The organism is Corynebacterium sp. c25Ua_89 (assembly GCF_047459735.1).
Classification (GTDB): Bacteria; Actinomycetota; Actinomycetes; order Mycobacteriales; family Mycobacteriaceae; genus Corynebacterium; species Corynebacterium simulans.
In genome coordinates this window covers 407704-430044 of record NZ_JASBOD010000002.1, presented here as the reverse complement: position 1 = coordinate 430044, position 22341 = coordinate 407704, and the positions used below count along the sequence as shown (strand labels likewise).

Genomic DNA, 22341 nt, shown 5'->3' with positions numbered 1-22341 from the left:
TATGTTGCTGCGCTCCGTCTCGCTAAAGAAACAGGAACTGGATAGCTACCTGCTCCAGCTGCCCATGGTGCAATACCTGCAGGACCTGCCTTACTTCGAGTTCACCTCGCCCGTGACCTGCTTGGTGGGTGAAAACGGGGCGGGCAAGTCCACGCTTCTAGAGGCAATCGCGCTGCGCCTGCGCTTTTCGCCCTTTGGCGGGCGCTACGACGATGCCAAGCGCATCCGCGCGCCTTTTCGCGGCCTGTCCGCGGGACTGAGCTGTAAGCTCGACGAGAATCTACAACGAGGCTATTTCTTACGCGCCGAAACGCATGAGTCCGTGCTTGAGGCGGCTAATACCCCAGACGAGCGCGCCGGGCGTAATACCTTGCCGCGCGAGGTGGACTTGGAGCACCGCTCCCACGGCGAGTCTGTCTTCGACGTGCTGGGCGAGCATATCGACGGCCGCGGGCTTTATATCCTTGACGAGCCCGAAGCCGGATTGTCTGTCGTGCGGCAGATGGCGCTCGTGGCCGAAATTCATCAAGCCGCAGAGCGCGGCGCCCAGTTCCTCATTGCCACGCACTCGCCGATTCTGCTTGCCGTGCCGGGCGCGGACATCGTCGAGCTTGGCGACGCCGGTTTCGAGAGGATTTCCTTCGACGCAGCCGAGCCCGTGGCGGCCACCCGGGAATTCCTGGAGGCGCCAGAGGAAACGATAAAGTTCCTGATTACCTAGGAGACGCTGACAACCTTGACCTTCGGGACAGTGCCTCCGCCGCGCTTGCGCAAGAAGTGCGTGACAGCTACTCCGAGCATGCCTGCAAGCCAAATGATGAGGGAAGTTACAGCGGCCGCGTGAAAGTCGCCCAGTTCGTAGTGTGGCGCGTGGCCACGGCTATCGAGCACCATGCCAAAAATTTGCGCTGCCACCATCGAAGAGATGAATCCACCCATGTTGGCCAAGCCTGTTGCCGTGGCCACCACACTGCGTTCCATGTTCTCGCGTACGATGTCGAAGCCATAGTTCGAGCACGGAGAGCACAACGAAATAGCCACCATGAGGATGAAAAGGCTGAAGAAGCTGTTGCCCCAGAGGAAGAAAGCCGTCCACGACATTATGTTGAGTGTCGTGAAAAACAGCGCCATCCAGTCGCGGAAACCCTGTGCACGCGAGGAAATCTTGCCGTGGATTGGCCCTAACGCAAACATGCAGATCGTATAAAAGGTCAGCACCGTTCCGGCCTGCACCTTGGAGATTCCTAGTCCCTCCGTCATGAACGGCATTCCCCACAACATAACAAATACAGTCGCACCCAAAAGGCCACAGAAGTGGATGAAAAATCCCTGCCATGCAACGGGGGAACGCAGCACCATGGCCAGGCCGGCGGCCAAGGAATGCGCCTGCGAATTGGGTTGCTCGGCGGGAGTTTCGATGATGCCTAGAGCTTCAGGCGTGTCCGCTACGGCAACCGCCGCAGCTAATGCGATGAGGATGCCCGCCGCACCCAAAGCTACAAAGGCCGTGGTCCATCCGGTCCACCCCAAAAGCGCAGCGAAAGGAATAGCGGAGACGAACTGGCCGAGCTGACCCAACGACGAGGTCACCTGGGTAAACATTGGCGTGCGGTGCAAAGGGAACCAATAGGGCAGGATGCGCATCACGGATAAGAAGGCCGTGGCGTCGCCCGCGCCAATCAAAAGCCGAGCGGCAATAGCCATCCAATAATTTGCGGTTAAGCCCAGTGCTACCTGCCCCACGCCCATGATGACAGCGCCAATAACGAGCAGTTTGCGAGGACCATACTTATCGATGAGCACACCCGTGGGAATCTGTGCGAACGCATAGATGCCCAACTGCACTGAGGTGAAGACTGCAATGCGAGAGGCATCGACGTCGAAACGCTCCATCGCTTCCAGCCCCGCCACACCAAAAGAGGTACGTCCGGTAATCGCCACGATGTAGACAAGCATCGCGGCAACCCAAATGGATAAGGCCTTGGTGGTCACAACTTCCCGTGGATTTGGCGCAGACATGGCTGATACTTTACGCGTGCCCGACTATGATGCAGGGGGTGAAGTACATTTCTACGCGCGACGCTAACCGTCAGCCCGCTTCTTTTACCGATATTCTCTTAGGCGGACTTGCCCCTGACGGTGGCCTTTACCTGCCGGAATCCTATCCGCAACTAAACGGCGCTGTGCTCAACGAATGGCGTCAGCTGCTTGCTGAGGAAGGCTACGCGGCGCTTGCAGCAGAAGTACTCAAGCTTTTCGTGGATGATATTCCAACTGATGATCTGGAGGCCATCGCGCAGCGCGCGTACACCCATCCCAAGTTTGCGAGCGAGGAAATTGTCCCCGTGACCGCGCTGGGTGATGGCCTTTTCATCGGCCACCTCTCCGAAGGGCCTACCGCTGCCTTCAAGGACATGGCCATGCAGCTGCTCGGCGAGCTCTTCGAGTACGAGCTGGGCCGCCGCGATGAAACCCTCAACATCCTGGGCGCTACCTCGGGCGATACTGGCTCTTCTGCGGAATACGCCATGCGCGGGCGCACCGGAATCCGCGTCTTCATGCTGACCCCGGCAGGCCGCATGACTGCTTTCCAGCAGGCTCAGATGTTCGGCCTTGATGATCCGAATATCTTCAACATCGCGCTCGATGGTGTCTTCGATGATTGCCAGGACGTGGTTAAGGCAACCTCCAACGATGCCGGGTTTAAGAAGGAATTCCACATCGGCGCCGTTAATTCCATCAACTGGGCACGCCTTATGGCGCAGGTCATTTACTACATCAACTGCTACCTGAAGGTCACCTCCGACAACGAGCAGAAGGTCTCTTTCTCCGTGCCCACCGGCAACTTCGGTGATATCTGCGCCGGCCACATCGCCCGTTCGATGGGGCTTCCCATCGACAAACTCATCGTCGCCACCAACGAAAACGACGTGCTCGATGAGTTCTTCCGCACCGGCAACTACCGTCCGCGCCCGGCGGAGGAGACCTATAAGACCTCCTCACCGTCGATGGATATCTCCCGCGCCTCGAACTTTGAGCGCTTCGTCTTCGATTTGCTTGACCGTGATGCCTCCCGCACCGCGGAGCTCTTTGGCCCCAAGCTGAAGGAGGGTGGATTCCAGCTGTCTGCCGCAGAGCTCGGCGCCGCGCGCGATGAGTACGGCTTTAGTTCCGGCGCCTCCACGCATGCTGACCGCCTAGCAACCATTGCATCGGTCAAGGAGCGTTATGGCTACCTGGTGGATCCGCACACCGCGGACGGCATCAAGGTCGCCCGCCAGGTGCAGAAGGAAGAGGACATCAAGACCCCGATCATCTGCCTAGAGACCGCCCTGCCGGTGAAGTTCTCCGAGACCATCGTCGAGGCCATCGGCACCGAGCCAGCAGTCCCGGAGCGATTTGCTGGCATCATGGATGCGCAAAGGCATGTCACGGATCTGCCCAATGACGTCGCTGCAGTCCAAGACTACATCCGCCGCTCCATCGCACAGACCGACGTGAAATAGCACCCCAGAGGAGCATAAAAATGGCACAGGAACAGTTCTCCGGACCGGAATACTTCACCGAGTTCGATCCAGAGAAGTTCATCCGCGATCTCAAGGAGATGGCGGAGATGGAAAAGGAAAACAAGCAAGCTTCCGAAGCAGACAAGAACACCGATGGTGATGGCACGGTCTAGCTCGCGGGTACCACAGATAGCAGCCGCCGTGGCTTTAGCAATTGGCCTCGGCGGCTGCTCTTTGATCCCCACGCAGACGGTGCAGCACGCGCTTGGCGACGCCGCGGCCACCCTCGCTGGCGAATCCGCCGCACCGGAGGCGTCGGAAAGCGATGCTCAGGTAAACAACGAGGGTGACGCGGAAGCCACGCCAGCGCAGCCGGAAATCCCCGCCGCGAGCCCCGGTACCTCGCGGCCTGCGCTCTCGCCCATGCCGGCGGGAACCGCGTTGGATATCTCCTCCCAGGAACCGAAACCGGGAGAGTATTTTGACTTCCAGATGTGCACCGCAGCATGGTCTTTCTCGTTGGAAGATGGCCGCAACTTCGCGGTGACCGCATCGCACTGCGGCAAACCCGGCGACCGTGTGTGGGCCGGAAACGCGCATCGCACCTTTACTTTCCCAGCAGAACCAATCGGGGAAGTGGTCTATTCGGACTTGTATTCCGATACCACCCACGGCCTCGACTTCGCGCTCATCGAGCTGCATGCCGACGTGGGCTACTACACGCCGAAATACATGGAAGCCGGCGTAGCCACAACGGGCGAGCTCCCACAACAGCTGTGCAAGCTAGGGCGGATCACTGGGGAGACCTGTGGCGAGCTAAGCCATGGCCCGGAAAAGGGCGGGCTGAAGTCCGGCGAGATCCGCATGGAAACCACGGCCGCTCGGGCGCGCCTTTGCGGTACCCAAGGCGATTCCGGCGGGCCGATGTACGCCCAACTGCCAGGAGGACCCGCAATCGTCGGCGTAGTCTCTGGCACCACGCAGGAGCTAAAAGGTCAGTGCGCCGAAGCGTCGGACATGGAGCTTTCCTTTACCCCTGCAGCCGATATCGTAGCGCTCATCCCGGAGATTTTGGGCTCTGAAATAGCGCAGGCGGGCTAGCGCGGGCGCGGCCAAAAGCGGATAAAGAAAGCGGCTAGGGTAGTAGGCATGGCAACCCCTGAATACATCCTTAACCTCCGTGAGAAGGTGGGCCACCAGCAGCTATTCCTGCCAGCGTGCACCGCAGTTATTGTCCGCGATGTTCCCATGAACGCGGCGCTATGGGAAGTCCCATCGGTGCTGCTGGTACAGCGCGCCGACAATGAGACCTGGGCGCCCGTCGAGGGCATCTGCGAGCCTGGCGAGGAAATCACCACCACAGCCATCCGTGAGGTCAAGGAAGAAGTCGGTCTCGATGCCACCGCGGAAGCGCTGCTTGGCGTGGGGCAGGTAGGCCCTGTCACCTACGACAATGGCGACGAGTGCATGTTCATGTCCACCGCACTGCGGCTTTCGGTTCCAGAAGGCGCGGAGCCGGTGGTCTCTGACGAGGAAAACCTTGCGGCGCAGTGGTTCTCCGTGGCCCAAATGCCGGCTTCGGTAAGCGCCCGTAACCGTATGCTGATCGGTGATGCCGTGGCACAAATGAAGCATCCGAAGGGCTTTCGCCCCCGCATGGGATTTGTAAAACGCAACTAGCAATCGCGTATGCCCAAAACCACCTCCAACCTGGATTTCTGTCAGCTAATTGTTTCTATTTGATGGCTGGTGATAGTCTGAAGATCCGTAGGTCGCCGCGCGAGGCGTCCCGCGGATTTTTTTGATCTTCAAGGGGTGTCTCGTTGCGCTGAGCTTGCCGCATCAGCAATCAAATTCCTCGAAAGGTGCATTCCATGCCACCTCGTTCCAACCAGAACACCAAATTCATTTTCGTCACCGGAGGAGTTGTCTCCTCCCTGGGCAAAGGCTTAACAGCGGCATCGCTGGGTCAGCTGCTTTCTGCCCGCGGACTCTCGGTGACCATGCAGAAGCTCGACCCATATCTCAACGTCGACCCAGGCACTATGAACCCGTTCGAGCACGGCGAAGTCTTTGTCACCGAAGACGGTGCCGAGACCGACCTCGACCTGGGCCACTACGAGCGCTTCTTGGACCGCAACCTCACGAAGAACGCGAATGTGACCACGGGCAAGGTGTACTCCTCGGTCATCGCGAAGGAGCGCCGTGGCGAGTACTTGGGCAAGACCGTGCAGGTCATCCCGCACATCACCGATGAGATCAAGGATCGCGTGCTCGCGATGGCCGCGCCCGATGCCTCCGGCAGTGTGCCGGACGTGGTCATCTCCGAAATCGGCGGCACCGTGGGCGATATCGAATCGCAGCCCTTCCTGGAGGCCGCACGGCAGGTACGTCATGCCGTCGGCCGCGAGAATATCTTCTTCATCCACTGCTCGTTGGTGCCATACCTCGGCACTTCGGGGGAGCTGAAGACGAAGCCGACCCAGCACTCCGTGGCGGAGCTGCGCTCCATCGGCATCGTGCCGGACGCAGTGGTGCTGCGGTGTGACCGCGACGTTCCGGATGGCTTAAAACACAAGATTGCGCTGATGACCGACGTCGAGGAAGAAGGCGTGGTGTCCTGCCCTGACTCGCCGTCCATCTATGACATCCCGGAGGTGCTCTACCGCGAGCACCTGGACACCTTCGTCATCCGCAAACTAGGCCTGCCTTTCCGCGATGTGGATTGGACCCAATGGGGCGAGCTACTGGATCGCGTCCGCAACCCGCGTCATGAGGTCACCGTGGGCATCGTGGGCAAGTACATCGACCTCCAGGATGCGTACCTTTCCGTGGCAGAGGCAATCCGGCATGCGGCCTTTGCTCACCACGCGAAGGCGAAAATCAAGTGGATCACCTCGGATGACTGCGAAGCAGACTCAGCCACTCCGCTGGGCGATCTCGACGCCATCGTGGTGCCAGGCGGCTTCGGAGTGCGCGGCATCGAGGGCAAGATCGCCGCGGTGAGCTACGCCCGAGAGAACAAGATTCCTTTCCTGGGCCTGTGCCTGGGTCTGCAGTGCACCGTGCTGGAGGCGGCCCGCCAGGCAGGCATTGCCGACGCCTCCTCGACAGAGTTTGACCCCGAGACCTCTGCGCCAGTCATCGCCACGATGGAAGAGCAGCAGGCGGCCGTCTCCGGCGAGGCGGATCTCGGCGGCACCATGCGCCTGGGTGCTTATCCAGCTGTGCTCGCTGAAGACTCCGTCGTGGCGAAGGCCTACGGCACCACTGAGGTCTCTGAGCGCCACCGCCACCGCTACGAGGTCAACAACGCCTACCGCGCGCAGATCGAGCAAGGCTCCGGCCTGGTCTTCTCCGGCACCTCGCCCGACGGCAACCTGGTCGAATTCGTGGAGTACCCCGAGCACCCATTCATGGTGGCCACCCAAGCCCACCCCGAATACAAGTCGCGCCCAACGAAACCGCACCCGCTCTTTGACGGGCTGATTGCAGCGGCGCTGAGCTAAAGGCCGCCGGCCGCTAAGCAAGCGGCCTAAAACGCGTAAAATCCCTGCGGAGAGCTTGTGCTTCCGCAGGGATTTTCTTTGCTCCCTAATTAGCAGTCCTAATTAGCAGTCGTAGTACATCTCAAACTCCTGCGGGGTTGGGCGCAGGCGGGAAGGAGCGATTTCGTTTTCGTTCTTGTACTGCAGGTAGGTCTCGATGAGGTCCTCGGTGAAGACGTCGCCTTCGGTCAGGAACTCATTGTCTTCCTCCAGGGCGCGCAGGGAAGCCTCAAGGCTGGTTGGTGCCTGCGGGATGGAAGCCTGCTCTGCCGGTGGCAGCTCGTAGAGGTCCTTATCTACCGGAGCGTGCGGCTCGATGCGGTTCTTGATGCCATCGAGGCCAGCCATCATCATCGCAGCGAAACCGAAGTACGGGTTGCCTGATGGGTCCGGAGCGCGGAACTCGATGCGCTTTGCCTTCGGGTTGGAGCCGGTGATCGGAATGCGGATTGCCGCGGAGCGGTTGCGCTGGGAGTAGACCAGATTAATCGGGGCCTCGAAGCCCGGAACCAGGCGGTGGTAGGAGTTCAGAGTTGGGTTGGTAAACGCCAGAACTGCCGGTGCGTGGTGGAGGATACCGCCGATGTAGTAGCGCGCGATATCGGAAAGGCCACCGTAGCCTGCCTCATCGTAGAACAGTGGCTTGCCGTCCTTCCACAGGGACATGTGGGCGTGCATGCCGGAGCCGTTGTCACCCGCGAGCGGCTTTGGCATGAAGGTTGCGGACTTGCCGTACTCAGCGGCGGTGTTCTTGATGATGTACTTGAAGGTCTGAATATCATCAGCCGCGTGCAGCAGGGAGTTGAAGCGGTAGTTGATCTCATTTTGACCCGCGCCCACCTCGTGATGGAAGCGCTCGATCTGGAAGCCGGCGTTCTGCAGGTTGCGCACCATGGCATCGCGGACTTCGCCATGCTTGTCGACGGGCGCGGTGGGGAAGTAGCCGCCCTTGACGCGGGTCTTGAAACCGGTGTTCGGGGTGCCGTCGAAGTTGGCCTCGTTGCCGCGGTTCCACCAGCCCTCGTCGGTGTCTACTTCGTAGAAACCATGGTCGATGTCGGTGGAGTAGCGCACGGAATCGAAGAGGTAGAACTCGGCCTCGGCGCCGAAGTTGCACACGTCCGCGATGCCGGTGGAAGCAAGGTATTCCTCGGCCTTCATTGCGACGTTGCGTGGGTCGCGGGAGAAAGGCTCCAGGGTGAACGGATCGTTGACGAAGAACTTGATGTTCAGTGTCTTGGAGGAGCGGAAAGGATCCACCATCGCGGTTGCTGGGTCTGGCAGCAGGGTCATGTCAGACTCATCGATGGAGGTAAAGCCACGGATGGAAGAACCGTCGAATGCGAGGCCTTCTTCAGCGGCGGCCTCGGTGAACTCCGAAGCGGGAATTGAAAAGTGGTGCTCGGTGCCGGGAACGTCAGTAAAACGAATATCGACGAACTTTACGTCTTCATCCTCGATGAACTTTACGATTTCCTGGACGGACTCGAAAGACACTGTTTTGTCTCCTCAGGGGTTTAGAAAAATGTTCTTCATCGAAGTTTACTAGCTTTATTTGGCCTTCGGACGTTAACCCATCGATCTATAGATATATTTCGTTTTCGTGTCTGCATGCAGGGGGCACTAGATTGGTCAGCATGGCTGATAAGCGAACATGGCTCGATGGACCCGCAATCCCGGGCGAAAATGATGACTTCGAAGGCCCCGGCGCATGGCCGGGCGAAAAGCTCGGACTTCCTGAGTCTGGCTCCGGGGCGCTGGCGCCAGTGGCCCGCCGTGCAGGGGCGGTTCTCATCGACTGGATCGTGTGCATGCTGCTGGCCAATCTCATCGCGATGTTCACCGACGCGCTGGGCGGCCCTGCATTCCTGGGCTACATGCTGTGGGTCATCGTCGGAATCCTCTGCGGCTGGCTCTTCGCTCGCACTCCGGGCATGCTTTTGCTGGGCATGGGCGTGGCGCGGCTCGACGCCCCGGGTCAAACGGTGGGCTTCTGGCGCGCGGCAGTGCGCACCATCCTCACCGGCTTCCTCTTCCCAGCCGCAATGGTCGATACCGACGGCCGCGGTATCCACGACCGCGCAACCGGCACCGCAGTGATCATGGTCTAGTTCCTCTATCTTGCGGCGTCGCAGGGCGCTTCCTGCAAAACCTAAAAGCGGCCCTTCCTTGGTGGATTCCAAGGAAGGGCCGCTTTTGCACAAGTATTATTTGCCCCTACGCTGCTGCGCGCGGCGCATGCGGCGGTTCATGCCAGCCATGTTCTGCGCCTGGCGTGGCATCGGGCCCTTCGGCAGACCCGGGGTGGTGCCTGGCAGGTCATCCATGGCCTCAATCTTGCGGATGATTGCGTAGGTCTCGTCCTTCTTGAAGTTACGCGGGAACTTCATCACGTGATTGCGCAGCTTGGACACTGGGACCTCGTCCTCGCCGTTGCCCACCCAGACCTCGTAGACCGGAACGCCGCCGGCGAGCTTATCCACGCGCTTTTTCAGGGTGTTGAGAACCGGAGTCAGGCGCTTGCGGTCACCTTCGCAGACGAAGATGACGCCGGCATTGCCGATGACGCGGTGGATGAGGTCCTGATGGCGGGTAACGCCGACCGCGGTCTTGACCTTCCAGACGATGCCCACGGTGTTGCGCAGCTGCTGCTCCAGCGCCCACCCCGCAACGCCCGGCTGATCCTCGACCTTTTTGTACATGTCGCGCTCAAGGCGGCGGGTAAACAGCCACATCGCCAGCAAAGCGCCGATGCCGAGGCCCAGGATGAGCATGAACCACTCGCCGTGAAAGAGCAGGCCGATAAGGAAGAACAACAGGCCCATGCCGAGGAAAGCGGCGAGCATGATAGGAACCAATGCCTTGTCATGCTTGCGCTGCATATTGAACGCTTGCCACATCTGGGAACGGGTTTGCTTGCGCTGCTCGCGTTTTGCGGCGCGCTCTTGCTTCTTTGCAGCCTTCAGGCTTGCCTTATCGTCTTGTGCCATGGTTCCTACTTTAAAGGTCAGCGCTGCAAATTAACGAATTGCAGCGGCAGCGGAGTCAGCGTTTGCCGGGGTCTTGACCATGCGGGTCGTTACCGGGGTTTCCTGGGAAGGGCCGTACTTCTCGAGCAGCGTCGAAGCCTCCTGGGCGGTAGCGCCCTTCGAGGTCTCAGCCAGGTGCTGCAAATTCTCTGGCAGTTCGAAACCGCGGGCCTCCATCGCCTGCACGTACAGGCGGCCAGCGCGGTAAGAAGAACGCACCAGCGGGCCAGACATGACGCCGCCGAAGCCGAGCTCCTTGGCCAGCTTGGAGTGCTCGACGAACTCCTCCGGGCGTACCCAACGCTCGATCGGGTGGAAGCGCGGGCCTGGGCGCAGGTACTGGGTAATGGTGATGATGTCGCAGCCAGCAGAGCGCAGATCACGCAGCGCCTCTTCGATCTCATCCTTGGTCTCGCCCATGCCCAGGATCAGGTTGGACTTGGTGATAAGAGCAAAGTCGTGGGCCTGGCGGATAACGTCCAGGGAGCGCTCGTAGCGGAATGCCGGGCGGATGCGCTTGAAGATGCGCGGAACCGTCTCCAGGTTGTGCGCGAAGACCTCGGGACGCGCCTCGAAGACCTCCTGCAGAAGGTCCGGCTTGCCGGAGAAGTCAGGGGTCAGGTTTTCCACACCGGTGTGCGGGTTGAGCTCGTGAATTTTGCGCACGACCTCGGCGTAGAGCCACGCGCCTTCATCCGGCAGATCGTCGCGGGTAACACCGGTGATGGTGGTGTAGTTCAGGTCCATCTCTTGGATGTTTTCTGCAACGCGGCGCGGCTCGTCGCGGTCCAACTCCGCCGGCTTACCGGTGGCGATGTCGCAGAAATCGCAGCGGCGGGTGCACTTATCGCCACCGATGAGGAAGGTGGCCTCACGAGATTCCCAGCACTCGTGGATATTCGGGCAACCAGCCTCCTGGCACACGGTGTGCAGGGAAGCGCCAGACACGCGGGACTTCATATCCTCGTAGCCCGGACCGGTGCGGACCTGATTGCGGATCCAGCGCGGCTTCTGTTCGATGGGGGATTCCGCATTCTTCTTCTCAATGCGGAGCATCTTGCGTCCTTCAGGCTTAACAGTCACAAAAACTCACTCTACGGGGTTGGGATTGTCTCTTACTAATACAAGTCCGGTGTGTGGAGGTTTATTCCGCACTCTGGGCACGCTTTTGGCGGGCCTTCTCGTTGGCGACCTTAATCGGGTCCGGTGCTGAACCAAAGGTGTGGTCCGCGACAGTGAGCTCACCAGAAAGCGCGCGCTGCAGGGCGTCGAGAAGCGGTGTCGCAGCTTCCTCCATAGTGACATCGCGGCCAAGCTCGAGGCTCAGCGTGGTCACGTCGGCGTCGTCAATGCCGCAGGCCACGATGTGCTCGTAATACTCCAGCGTGTTGGTGCAATTAAGCGCAAGACCATGCATGGTCACGCCGCGCGTGATGCGGATTCCCAGCGCCGCAATCTTGCGATCGCGCTTGGGGGCCTGCGGGTCCACGGCCTGGGTGGTGGAGGGCACCCACACGCCAGACCGGCCGTCGATGCGGCCGGCGGTACGAACACCAAGCTCGCGCACCGTCTGAATGATTGCCTCTTCGAGCCGGCGGACATAGTCCACGACGTCGACAGGCTCTGCGAGCTTCAAGATGGGGTAGACCACTAGCTGCCCCTCACCATGCCAAGTAATCCGCCCGCCGCGGTCTACCGTGATGACCGGCAGACCATTGTCCGGCATATCCTCCGGCTGCGTGCGTTTGCCAGCGGTGTAGATGTTGGGGTGCTCGACCACGAGGATGATGTCGCCGCGCTCGCCTTTTGCGCGCTGGGCGGCAAGTTCGGCCTGGAGATCCCACGCCTGTTGGTAATCCATGCGGCCGAGGTGGCGGATTTCCAGCGCTTCCTGCGACGCGCGAATGCTGCGATCAGCGGGGAAGAAGGGCTCACGAGGAGCTGTCATGTGTGATGCTTCCTTAATCTAATAAAACGCGAGGTTCGATACTGATAGTGCCACCTAGGCCAATGCCCGCCCAACACCGGGGTGAGGGGGCAGGGGGGGAGGCGTAGGCGGAGGCAAAAGAAAAAGCGGGAGGAAACCCTCCCGCTTTAGCAGTAAGTGGCTTAAACGCCGTTTGCCGCAGCGTACTCCTCTGCGGTCATCAGCTCGCCGGTCTCAGAAACCTCGACCTCGAAGAGCCAACCTTCACCGAATGGGTCGTTGTTGATGACTGCGTAGTCATCGTGAACAGCCTCGTTAACAGCGGTGACGGTGCCGGTAACTGGGGCGTAGAGATCGGACACGGACTTGGTGGATTCGACCTCACCGCAAGTATCGCCAGCGGTAACAGTGTCACCGACTGCCGGCAGCTCAGCGAAGACGACCTCGCCCAGGCGGTCAGCAGCAACGGAGGTGATGCCAACGCGGACGGTTGCGCCCTGTGCGGCGTCAGCAGAAGAGTTGATCCACTCGTGGTCCTCGGAGTAGGAGAAATCTGCAGGAAGGTTAGCCATTGTGATGGGAGTCCTTTCGGAAGATGGTATGTGTTCTTATCTTAACGGTTGTCACGCGTCCGCGAACTACTTTTCGCGCTTGTAGAACGGAAGGGCCGCGACGCTAAATGGGTAGCGCTTGCCGCGGATGTCTACCTCGACGGCGTCGCCAGGCTGCAGGTTTGCAGAGGTATCCAGCAGCGCGATGGCAACCGGGTGGCCCAGGGTCGGGGAAGGCTGACCGGAGGTGACAGAACCGACCTTGGTATCGCCAACGAAGACCTCAGCACCGGCGCGGGCGGCGCGGCGCTGATCGGAGACCAAGCCGGTGATGGCGACCTGTGGGCCTTCCTCTGCGCGAGCGCGGATGACCTCAGCACCAACGAAGTCAGCTTCCTTCTTAGCAAAAGCACGCGCCATGCCGGCCTCAACCGGGGTGATGTCGCGGGAGAGCTCGTTGCCGTAGAGCGGCATGCCAGCTTCCAAGCGCAGGGAGTCACGCGCTGCGAGGCCACACGGCAGGATGTCGTACTCGGCACCGGCCTTGAGCAGCTCCTCCCACAGCTCCGGGGCATCGGAGTTGTAGACGATGAGCTCGAAGCCATCTTCGCCGGTGTAGCCGGTGCGGCAGATGAAGGCGTACTTGCGCGCTACCTTGCCGGTCATCGCTGCGTAGTAAGGCAGTTCCATGACGGCTTCCTGCTTGTTGTCCTCGACCAGCGGGATGAGGATTTCTGCTGCCTTCGGGCCCTGGATGGCAATCATGGCTACGTCGCGGGACTCGTTGTTGAGGTCCACGTCGAAGCCCTCAGCGCGCTCGTTGAGTGCCTCCCAGACCACGTCAGCGTTGCCGGCGTTTGGCACGACCAGGAACTTGGTCTCGCCCAGGCGGTAGGTGATGAGGTCATCGATGATGCCGCCATCTGCGGCGCAGATCATCGAGTACTTTGCCTTGCCCACCTTGAGGGTGGTCATATCGGAGATTAGGCAGTAGGACAGGAACTTTGCGGCATCCTCGCCGTTGACCCAAATTTCACCCATGTGGGACAGGTCGAAAAGGCCGGCGGAGTTACGAACCGCGCGGTGTTCTTCGAGCTCGTTGTTGTACTTCAGGGGCATGTTCCACGGGCCGAAAGCCGTAAAGGATGCGCCAAGCTTTTCATGCTCTGCATGCAGCGGGGAGTTGAGCAGTTCAGACATTTTTTCTCCTTTAGAGTTCTTCTCTGCTAGTTCGATTCCGTTAGTTGGCCTCCGCGTCAGCGGAGACCTCGAATGCTTCTGGCGGCGGGCAAGCGCAAACCAGGTTGCGGTCACCGTAAGCCTCGTCGATGCGGCGGACTGGTGGGAAGTACTTGTTGGCGCGTAGGGAGGCAACCGGGTAGGCGGCTTCCTGGCGGGTGAAGGAGTACTCCCAGTTATCGGAGGTCACTGCCGCTGCGGTGTACGGAGCGTTGTGGATAACGGATGCTTCGTAGGCGACCTTGCCGTCGATGATGGCCTGGATTTCGGCGCGGATTGCGCGCATGGCCTCGATGAAGCGGTCCAGCTCGGCCAAGTCCTCGGACTCGGTCGGCTCGACCATCAGGGTGCCAGCCACTGGGAAGGACAGGGTCGGTGCGTGGAAGCCGTAGTCCACGAGGCGCTTGGCGACGTCCGCCGCAGTAACGCCGGAGGCATCGGTCAGCTCGCGCAGGTCGAAGATGCACTCGTGCGCGACCAGGCCGGCGTTGCCGGTGTAGAGAACCGGGAAGGAATCCTGCAGGGACTTTGCCAGGTAGTTTGCGCCCAGGATGGCGTGGCTGGTGGCCTGTGCAACGCCCTCGGTGCCGACCATGGCCAGGTAGGCCCAGGAGATAGGCAGTACGCCGGCGGAGCCAAACTTGCTGGCGGTAGAAGGAACGCCCTTTTCAATCGAGGTAGCCTGCTGCGGGTCGATGGAGGAATCGTTTGCATCGGTGGGCAGGAATGGCACCAGGTGCTTGGCGACGCCCACCGGGCCAACGCCCGGACCACCGCCGCCGTGCGGGATGGTGAAGGTCTTGTGCAGGTTCAGGTGGCTGACGTCGCCGCCGAACTCGCCCGGGCGTGCCCAGCCGGTTAGGGCGTTCATGTTCGCGCCGTCGATGTAGACCTGACCGCCTGCCGCGTGGACCTTGTCGCACACGTCGCGGACCTCAGGGTCGAAGACGCCGTGGGTGGATGGGTAGGTGATCATGATGCCGGCAATGTGCTCACCGTGTTGCTCGATCTTGGCATCGAGGTCCGCCAGGTCGATGGAGCCATCGTCCGCGGTAGCAACGACGACGACGCGCAGGTTTGCCAGGGTAGCAGAGGCTGCGTTGGTGCCGTGTGCGGAAGATGGGATGAGGATGACGTCGCGGCCAGCGTCGCCGTTGGCAACGTGGTAGCGGCGGATGGCCAGCAGGCCTGCGAGCTCGCCTTGGGAGCCAGCGTTGGGCTGGATGGAGACCTTGGCATATCCGGTCAGCTCGGCCAACCAGCCCTCGAGCTCCTCGATGAGCGCGCGCCAGCCGGCGGTGGTCTCTTCCGGTGCATATGGGTGAATGCCCGCGAACTCTGGCCAAGAGATCGGCTCCATGGCAGCAGTGGGGTTCAGCTTCATGGTGCAAGAACCCAGCGGAATCATGGTGCGGTCCAGCGCCAAGTCCTTGTCTGCCAGAGTGCGCAGGTAGCGCAGCATCTGGGTCTCGGAGTGGATGGAGTTGAAGATTGCGTAATCCAGCGGAGCTTCCTCGCGAACCAGTGCGGAAGGAAGCGCGGACTGTGCTGCGTCATCCTTGGCCACAGCTTCAGCTGCGATCTCGGCACCGAACGCTGCGGCTAGCTTCGCCACGTCTGCAGCGGTTGCGGATTCGCCGAAGGAGACGGATACCTTGTCGGAGCCAATGGCGCGCACCAGGTAGCCCTGCTCCTGCAGGTTGGACTTGATGGCCGTGGCATCGACGTCAGCGATGGTGACGGTGTCGAAGAACTCGTCCGCTACGAGCTTTACGCCGGCCTCACGAACTGCGTCGGCGAAGGAAACAGCCAGCGAATGGATGTGCTGCGCGATTGCCTTCAGGCCTTCTGGGCCGTGGTAGACGGCGTACATGGACGCTACGTTGGCCAGCAGCGCCTGCGCGGTACAGATGTTGGAGGTAGCGCGTTCACGGCGGATGTGCTGCTCGCGGGTCTGCAGAGCTAGACGGTATGCCGGGCGGCCGTCTGCATCCTTGGAAACGCCGACGATGCGGCCCGGCATCTGGCGCTTGAGCTTGTCAGTAACGGCCATGTATGCCGCGTGCGGGCCACCGAAGAACATTGGGACGCCGAAGCGCTGCGCGGAGCCCAGCACGATGTCCGCGCCCAGCTTGCCCGGTGCTTCCAACAAAAGAAGGGAGAGCGGGTCGGCGACGACGGAGACAACCGCACCGCGGGTGTGCAGCTCCTCGATGATGCCGCGTGGGTCAAAGACGTCGCCCTCGGTGCCGGTGTACGCGATGACAGCGCCGATGAGGTCTTCGCCCACGAGGCCCTCGCGGATATCGAGGATTTCCACCTCGAGCTCGATGGCGCGAGCGCGCTCCGCCGCCACAGCGAGCACCTGCGGATGCAGGCGGGAGTCCAGGATGACGCGGCGGCCCTTCTTGACCGCGCGGGACATCAGGCCGACTGCCTCAGCGGTAGCGGAAGCCTCGTCGAGCAGGGAAGCGTTTGCAATCGGCAGACCGGTAAGGGATTCGATCATGGTCTGGAAGTTCAGCAGTGCTTCCAGGCGACCCTGGGAGATCTCCGGCTGGTACGGGGTATAAGCGGTGTACCAACCAGCGTCCTCCAACAGGCCGCGGCGGATGACGGCCGGGGTAAGTGTGTCGGAGTAGCCCTGGCCATAGAAGGACTTCAACACGATGTTCTGGCTGGCGTATTCGCGCAGCTTGTCCTGCGCTTCATTCTCGCTCAAGGCATCTGGCAACTGCGGTGCCGATGCGGCGCGGATGGTTGTGGGAAGTGCGGCGTCGACAAGTGCGTCCACGCTGTTGTATCCCAGTGCGTTGAGCATCGTCGCTTGCTCGGAAGAATTTGGTCCGAGGTGGCGCGAGATGAAATCCATAAGTTCAATCTCCTTTGAAAGAAGCTCCGTGAAGGACGTCATGGTGAATGCCTAAAACATGGCCTAAACCGACCCTAAGTATAAAGCCTATGGCTGTGACCTAAATCGGTTTATAGAAGTCTTTTCGTGCACCACACAACGACGGCGTCGCCCATAGCCGCGCTAAGAGCCTAAAAGTGCCGAATAGACTCCCTACGCGGCCCGTGGGCGAGGAACAGGGTTGAGAAATCGCCGGACAGATTCGGGCAGGCCTAACACCCCCGTTTGCGGGGAGATATGTGAAAACCCCGCAGGCTCCCGAGTATCCACAGCAGTGGAAACAGGGGAGTCTGCGGGGCGGAAAACCCTAAACTACTAAGGGTTTAACTCCTTAGACCTCGAGGTCAGCCTCGAAGTCGGCGGTCTCAAGGCGGTCCTTGATGGTGGTGATGAAGCGACCTGCGTCTGCGCCATCGACAACCTGGTGGTCGTAGGTGAACGGCAGGTAGCACATCTGGCGGATAGCGATTGCGTCCTGGCCATTCTCGTTGACAACAACTGCGCGCTTGGTGATAGCGGCGGTGCCCAGGATGCCGGCCTGTGGCGGAACCAGAATCGGGGTATCGAGGAGTGCGCCCTCGGAGCCGATGTTGGTGACGGTGAAGGTGGCACCGGTGAGGTCGTTCGGCTTCAGCTTGTTGTTGCGGGCCTTGTCAGCCAGCTCAGCAATAGCCTTTGCGATCTCCGGCAGGGACATGTCCTGTGCCTTGTGAATGACCGGCGTCAGCAGGCCACGTGGGGTATCGACGGCGATAGCCACGTTGACGTCTGCGTGGTAGGTCATCTCCTTGGTCTCAGGGTTGTAAGAAGCGTTGACGTTCGGGTGGGAAACCAGAGCCTCAACGGTTGCCTTAACGATGAACGGCAGGAAGGACAGGTTAGCGCCGTGCTTGTCGATGAAGGCCTGCTTGGACTTCTTGCGCATATCCCAGATGGCAGTCATGTCGACTTCCTGGACGTGGGTCAGCTGTGCGGAAATCTGCAGAGCCTCAACCATCTTTGCAGCGGTGATCTCGCGGATGCGGTTGACCTTCTGGGTGGTGCCGATGAGCTCCTGCTTTTCCGGATCCACGGACTTGGTGGACCAGCGTGCGCGTGGGTTGGAGGAGCCGGCTGCCGACGCCGCCGGTGCCTCGCCCTCGCCTGCAGCTGCCAAGACATCCTGCTTGCGGATGCGGCCGCCAACGCCGGTGCCGGAAACGGTGGAAAGGTCAACGCCGTGCTTTTCAGCCAGCTTGCGTACCAGCGGGGTGACGTAAGGAACGTTGTCGCCGTTGTTGATCTTGGAAGAGCCCTCGGAAGCAGCCGGGGTGGAGGAAGCCTCTGCAGACTTCTCGGCCTTTGGCTCTTCCTTGGCTTCTTCCTTTTCGGAGGAAGCTGCAGGGGCAGCGTTGCCGTCGCCGATGCGGGCGATGATGGCTCCGACGTCGACGGTGTCGTCTTCGTCGGCGAGGATCTCGGTCAGGGTGCCGGCGACTGGGGATGGGATTTCGGTGTCGACCTTGTCGGTGGAGACCTCGAGGAGTGGTTCGTCGACCTCGACCGTGTCACCTACGGACTTCAGCCACTGGGTAATGGTGCCCTCGGTGACGGACTCGCCGAGCTCGGGCATAGCTACGTCGGTTGCGGAGCCGGAAGCAGCCGGTGCGGAAGCCTCTTCCTTCTTTTCCTCGGCCTTCGGCTCTGCCTTTTCCTCAGCCTTTGGCTCTTCCTTGGCTTCTTCCTTTTCGGAGGAAGCTGCAGGGGCAGCGTTGCCGTCGCCGATGCGGGCGATGATGGCTCCGACGTCGACGGTGTCGTCTTCGTCGGCGAGGATCTCGGTCAGGGTGCCGGCGACTGGGGATGGGATTTCGGTGTCGACCTTGTCGGTGGAGACCTCGAGGAGTGGTTCGTCGACCTCGACCGTGTCACCTACGGATTTCAGCCACTGGGTAATGGTGCCCTCGGTGACGGACTCGCCGAGCTCTGGCATAGCTACGTCGGTTGCGGAGCCGGAAGCAGCCGGTGCAGAAGCCTCTTCCTTCTTCTCTTCAGCCTTCGGCTCTTCCTTGGTTTCTTTCTTTTCTTCGGCTGGCTTTTCAGCGGAAGAATCGGAAGCAGACTCGCCCTCGTCACCAATGATGGCGATCACGGAGCCGACCTCTACGTCGTCATCTTCGTCAGCCTTGATTTCGAGGATAGTGCCCGCAACGGGGGAAGGGATTTCGGTGTCGACCTTATCGGTGGAGACCTCGAGCAATGGTTCGTCGACCTCGACCGTGTCACCCACGGACTTCAGCCACTGGGTAATCGTGCCTTCGGTTACGGATTCGCCCAGTTCGGGCATCACAACAGAGTGTGCCATAAGTAATAAGACTCCTCGGAAGTCGGAATTGTTTAACGCTGATGCTCAATCCTACCGCGTGAGTGCGACTAGCGTGCACATCTGGGTCCACCAGTCCGTTTTAAGTGCGAAAGTACGCGGGGGAGTAGACTCATGGCCTATGTTCAATCCCTTCCGTCGAAACAGATCTAGGTCCCAGCTGCGGCCCCCACGCGGGCCTGGCGAGACGATCCGGAAGGAAGACGCAGCAGCCCTTTCTGAGTGGGCGCGCGGACGCGCCTATATTGAAGCATTTGTAGAACCTGAAACGGTGGTCAACGAGATGTCCGTGGTCGTCGTGGATGAGACTGGCCAGTTCATCCGCCGCCGGATCGGCGGGCCGAAGGGTATTGATGCTGTGGCGAAATTGCTGCAATGCGATGTCTACGACGTAGAAGAAACCGGCTACCCCCAGCGCATGCGCGAGCGTATGGAGCGCGAACGCATCTTGCGCAAGCGAGAAGAACAAAGACAGCGCCGCGCCCGCTTTGAGCGCGAGCACGGCGCTGATTAGAAGCCCAGGCTAGGGCTGCGGTTTAGGACTCTGCGATTTCGCGCAGCGCTGCAACCACGGTGCGAACCGGAACGCCGGTGGCGCGCTTCGGGGTGTAGCCGTGCGGTGCGCCGTTGTTCCAGGACGGGCCGGCGACGTCGATGTGCGCCCACTCGATGCCCTCGCCGACGAACTTTTGCAGGTAGGTACCGGCAAATTCCATGCCGCCCTCGCGCTTAGCGTTGATATTGCGGATATCGGCGGCCTGGGACTTGACCTCTTCGTCGTGTTCCTCGAGCAGCGGCATTGCCCATGCGTTCTCACCGACCTCGCGGCCAATCTCGGCAATGCGGTCGCGGAAGAGATCGGAGCCCATGACGCCAGCGGTACGGGTACCCAGTGCGACAATCTGCGCGCCGGTAAGCGTAGCGGTCTCGATGAGGTACTCCGGCTTATCCTCGCTGGCGCGAGCAATGGCATCTGCCAAAACGAGGCGGCCTTCGGCGTCAGTGTTGAGTACCTCAGAGGTGATTCCGCCGTAGTGAGTAATCACATCGCCTGGGCGGGTAGCACCCGGTCCTGGCATGTTTTCAGCAAATGGCAGGGTAGCGGTGACATTGACCGGGATCTCCAGCTTGGCGGCCGCAATGATGGCAGCGGCCATGGCTGCGGAACCACCCATGTCGGAGATCATGTCCCACATGCCGGCGCCTGGCTTCAAGGAGATGCCGCCGGTATCGAAGGTGATGCCCTTGCCCACCAGAGCAACGGTGCTGGTGGCATCCTTCGGTGCCCAGGTAAGTCGCACTAGGCGTGGTGGGCGCTTGGAGCCTTTGCCCACGGCGATGATGCCGCCGTAGCCTTCCTTCTTCAGCTGCTTTTCATCTAGTACCTCTACCTCCAGGCCTGCCGCGGCAGCCTCGTTGGAGATGAATTCGGCATAAGACTCAGGGTAGAGCTCGTTAGCCGGGGTATTTACCAGATCGCGGGCGAGGTTCACAGCCTCAGCGGTAACGCGCGCGGCCTCGAACTCTTCGGCTGCCTTCTTGTTTGCGATAACGCTGAAGGAAGCCGGCGACTCGGAGTCGTTGGCCTCGCCGGAACGGATGCCGCGGTAAGCGTAGCCGCCAAGGATGAGGCCCTCGACGGTGGCGGTCAGGCCAAAGTCCGCAAGGGTGGTGACCACGGTGCCGGCGCCGGTGAGCGCACGCGCGGCGGTGCCGGCGTGACGGCGCAGCATTTCGGCGTCGAGAAGCTCAGCGTCACCCAATCCGACAGCGACGATGAGCGGCGCGATGGAATCCTGCGGTGCAGGGATGCGGGTGATTTCGCCTGCGCGGCCAGTTGCGTCTACCGCAGCAAGCGCCTCGTAGGTAGCGCGCAGCGCAGCGGAATCCAGTGCGTCGCTTCCCGGAACCTCAAGGCCATCCTCGCCGCTGAAAGCTGCGATGAGCAATGCGTCGGCCTTCTTTGGGGCCTTCTTTGCCAGTTCAACAGATGGGAAGCTGCCGCGGGCGGGCAGGGTAAACGCGGACTTTGCCACGATTTCCTCCTTGCATTCGGGATTGAAAATGGTTTTACCTCACACACCCTACCCGTCTAGCTCACATCTTTAGGCGAATTTTTCCTGCCCTCCTATAGAAAAAGGGAGTAGCGTGTGGGACATGTTGAATTACACCGTAACGCGTACTGAGCACCCCACTTCCGCTGAAAAGCTGGCCGAGATTCTCCAGGATCCTGGCTTTGGCAAAAAGTTCACCGACCACATGGTGACCATCGATTGGAATGAAGAAAAGGGCTGGCATGACGCGCAGGTGCGTCCATATGCGCCGTTTAGCATGGACCCAGCCTCCAACATCTTCCACTACGGCCAGGCCATCTTTGAAGGTATTAAGGCCTACCGCCAGCCGGATGGCTCCATCGCCACCTTCCGCCCGGAAGAAAACGCGCAGCGTTTCATCGATTCTGCGGCGCGTTTGGCCATGCCGGAGCTGCCGCAGGAAGAGTTCATCGAGTCGCTGCGCCAGCTAGTCGACGTCGATCAGGCATGGGTTCCAGCCGCGGGCGGCGAGGAGGCGCTCTACCTGCGCCCCTTTATGATTTCCACTGAGGTCTCCTTGGGCGTTCACCCGGCGAATTCTTATCGCTACGTGCTGATTGCCTCACCGGCAGGTGCATATTTCTCCGGTGGCATCAAACCGGTATCGGTTTGGCTGTGCACCGACTATGTGCGTGCGGCTCCAGGTGGCACTGGTGCGGCGAAGTTCGCTGGCAATTATGCGGGCTCCCTGCTTGCGCAGGCACAGGCTGCGGAGAAGGGATGCGACCAGGTGGTCTGGCTCGATGCCATCGAACACAAGTACATCGAAGAAATGGGTGGGATGAACCTAGCGTTTATCTACGGCGAGGAAGGAAACCAGACCCTGGTTACCCCAGAGCTATCCGGTTCCTTGCTGCCGGGCATTACCCGTAAGTCCTTGCTGCAGGTAGCACAGGATATGGGGCTTAAAGTTGAGGAGCGCCGCATCACTGCGCAACAATGGCGCGATGATGTTGCATCGGGTGCGATGACGGAAGCCTTTGCTTGCGGCACCGCCGCCGTTATCACTCCAGTGGGCCATGTCATGGGCGACGACGTTGATTTCAAGGTCAACGGCAACGAAGCCGGCAAGACCACGATGGCGCTGCGCGAGCGGCTAACTAGCATCCAGCGTGGTTGCGTAGAGGATAACCACGGCTGGCTGCACACGCTGGTTGAGAAGGCCGGCTAATCCT

The 22341-nt window shown here is 60.7% G+C and carries 19 protein-coding genes; 9 read left to right on the top strand and 10 right to left on the bottom strand.

From position 1 onward, the window contains the following. Position 1: 1 nt before the first annotated feature. Positions 2–721 carry an AAA family ATPase gene (locus QKB66_RS04815; protein WP_096337256.1) on the top strand — a complete coding sequence of 240 codons (720 nt, stop codon included), beginning with the start codon at positions 2–4 and terminating at the stop codon, positions 719–721. On the opposite strand, the gene QKB66_RS04810 is transcribed toward QKB66_RS04815, so the two are convergent. After that, positions 718–2019: an MFS transporter gene (locus QKB66_RS04810; RefSeq protein WP_414252802.1), complete on the bottom strand. Its 1302-nt coding sequence runs from the start codon at positions 2017–2019 to the stop codon at positions 718–720. The genes QKB66_RS04815 and QKB66_RS04810 overlap by 4 nt on opposite strands. A 38-nt stretch (positions 2020–2057) precedes the next feature. Between QKB66_RS04810 and thrC the strand changes: the two genes are divergently transcribed. The 5 genes from thrC (at position 2058) to QKB66_RS04785 (ending at position 7015) form a co-directional block, all read left to right on the top strand. Next, on the top strand, positions 2058–3506 hold the full coding sequence (thrC, locus tag QKB66_RS04805) for a threonine synthase (RefSeq protein ID WP_414252801.1): 1449 nt from the start codon (positions 2058–2060) through the stop codon (positions 3504–3506). A 20-nt stretch (positions 3507–3526) separates the two neighbouring features. Next, positions 3527–3679 (top strand): hypothetical protein, encoded by a 153-nt coding sequence (locus QKB66_RS04800; protein ID WP_162839576.1) that lies wholly within the window; start codon positions 3527–3529, stop codon positions 3677–3679. A gap of 28 nt (positions 3680–3707) precedes the next feature. Then, positions 3708–4607 carry a trypsin-like serine protease gene (locus tag QKB66_RS04795; RefSeq protein WP_248093922.1) on the top strand — a complete coding sequence of 300 codons (900 nt, stop codon included), beginning with the start codon at positions 3708–3710 and terminating at the stop codon, positions 4605–4607. Between the two features lie 48 nt (positions 4608–4655). Further along, positions 4656–5186: an NUDIX hydrolase gene (locus QKB66_RS04790; protein ID WP_061923922.1), complete on the top strand. Its 531-nt coding sequence runs from the start codon at positions 4656–4658 to the stop codon at positions 5184–5186. A gap of 194 nt (positions 5187–5380) precedes the next feature. Next, on the top strand, positions 5381–7015 hold the full coding sequence (locus tag QKB66_RS04785) for a CTP synthase (protein WP_414252800.1): 1635 nt from the start codon (positions 5381–5383) through the stop codon (positions 7013–7015). Between the two features lie 102 nt (positions 7016–7117). Here the strand turns inward: QKB66_RS04785 and glnA are convergent, their stop codons facing one another. Next, on the bottom strand, positions 7118–8551 hold the full coding sequence (glnA, locus tag QKB66_RS04780; protein WP_311517945.1) for a type I glutamate--ammonia ligase: 1434 nt from the start codon (positions 8549–8551) through the stop codon (positions 7118–7120). A 140-nt stretch (positions 8552–8691) separates the two neighbouring features. On the opposite strand from glnA, the gene QKB66_RS04775 reads away from it, so the two are divergent. Further along, positions 8692–9165: an RDD family protein gene (locus QKB66_RS04775; RefSeq protein ID WP_248093924.1), complete on the top strand. Its 474-nt coding sequence runs from the start codon at positions 8692–8694 to the stop codon at positions 9163–9165. Positions 9166–9261: 96 nt separating this feature from the next. On the opposite strand, the gene QKB66_RS04770 is transcribed toward QKB66_RS04775, so the two are convergent. The 7 genes from QKB66_RS04770 to sucB all read right to left on the bottom strand — a co-directional run bounded on the left by QKB66_RS04770 (position 9262) and on the right by sucB (position 19055). Beyond that, a complete protein-coding gene (locus QKB66_RS04770; protein WP_414252799.1) occupies positions 9262–10044 on the bottom strand; it encodes a DUF4191 domain-containing protein in 783 nt (260 codons plus the stop codon). 30 nt (positions 10045–10074) lie between these two features. Next, positions 10075–11139 (bottom strand): lipoyl synthase, encoded by a 1065-nt coding sequence (lipA, locus tag QKB66_RS04765; protein ID WP_414252862.1) that lies wholly within the window; start codon positions 11137–11139, stop codon positions 10075–10077. Positions 11140–11227: 88 nt separating this feature from the next. Continuing rightward, positions 11228–12031: a lipoyl(octanoyl) transferase LipB gene (gene lipB / locus QKB66_RS04760; protein WP_239240773.1), complete on the bottom strand. Its 804-nt coding sequence runs from the start codon at positions 12029–12031 to the stop codon at positions 11228–11230. Between the two features lie 161 nt (positions 12032–12192). Then, a complete protein-coding gene (gcvH, locus tag QKB66_RS04755; protein ID WP_062043887.1) occupies positions 12193–12582 on the bottom strand; it encodes a glycine cleavage system protein GcvH in 390 nt (129 codons plus the stop codon). Positions 12583–12648: 66 nt separating this feature from the next. Continuing rightward, on the bottom strand, positions 12649–13761 hold the full coding sequence (gcvT, locus tag QKB66_RS04750; protein WP_062043890.1) for a glycine cleavage system aminomethyltransferase GcvT: 1113 nt from the start codon (positions 13759–13761) through the stop codon (positions 12649–12651). A 40-nt stretch (positions 13762–13801) separates the two neighbouring features. Then, positions 13802–16672, bottom strand: a complete 2871-nt coding sequence (gene gcvP / locus QKB66_RS04745; protein WP_414252798.1) for an aminomethyl-transferring glycine dehydrogenase — start codon at positions 16670–16672, stop codon at positions 13802–13804. Positions 16673–17042: 370 nt separating this feature from the next. Further along, complete coding sequence (sucB, locus tag QKB66_RS04740; RefSeq protein WP_414252797.1) at positions 17043–19055, bottom strand: 2-oxoglutarate dehydrogenase, E2 component, dihydrolipoamide succinyltransferase; 2013 nt, start codon at positions 19053–19055, stop codon at positions 17043–17045. A gap of 139 nt (positions 19056–19194) precedes the next feature. Here sucB and QKB66_RS04735 point away from each other — a divergent pair, with 139 nt between their 5' ends. Next, positions 19195–19587, top strand: coding sequence for an oxidoreductase (locus tag QKB66_RS04735; RefSeq protein ID WP_414252796.1), 393 nt, complete (start codon positions 19195–19197; stop codon positions 19585–19587). Between the two features lie 22 nt (positions 19588–19609). Here QKB66_RS04735 and QKB66_RS04730 read toward each other — a convergent pair whose 3' ends face one another. Next, positions 19610–21109, bottom strand: coding sequence for a leucyl aminopeptidase (locus QKB66_RS04730; protein ID WP_414252795.1), 1500 nt, complete (start codon positions 21107–21109; stop codon positions 19610–19612). A 121-nt stretch (positions 21110–21230) separates the two neighbouring features. On the opposite strand from QKB66_RS04730, the gene QKB66_RS04725 reads away from it, so the two are divergent. Continuing rightward, positions 21231–22337: a branched-chain amino acid aminotransferase gene (locus QKB66_RS04725; protein ID WP_414252794.1), complete on the top strand. Its 1107-nt coding sequence runs from the start codon at positions 21231–21233 to the stop codon at positions 22335–22337. Positions 22338–22341 lie beyond the last annotated feature (4 nt).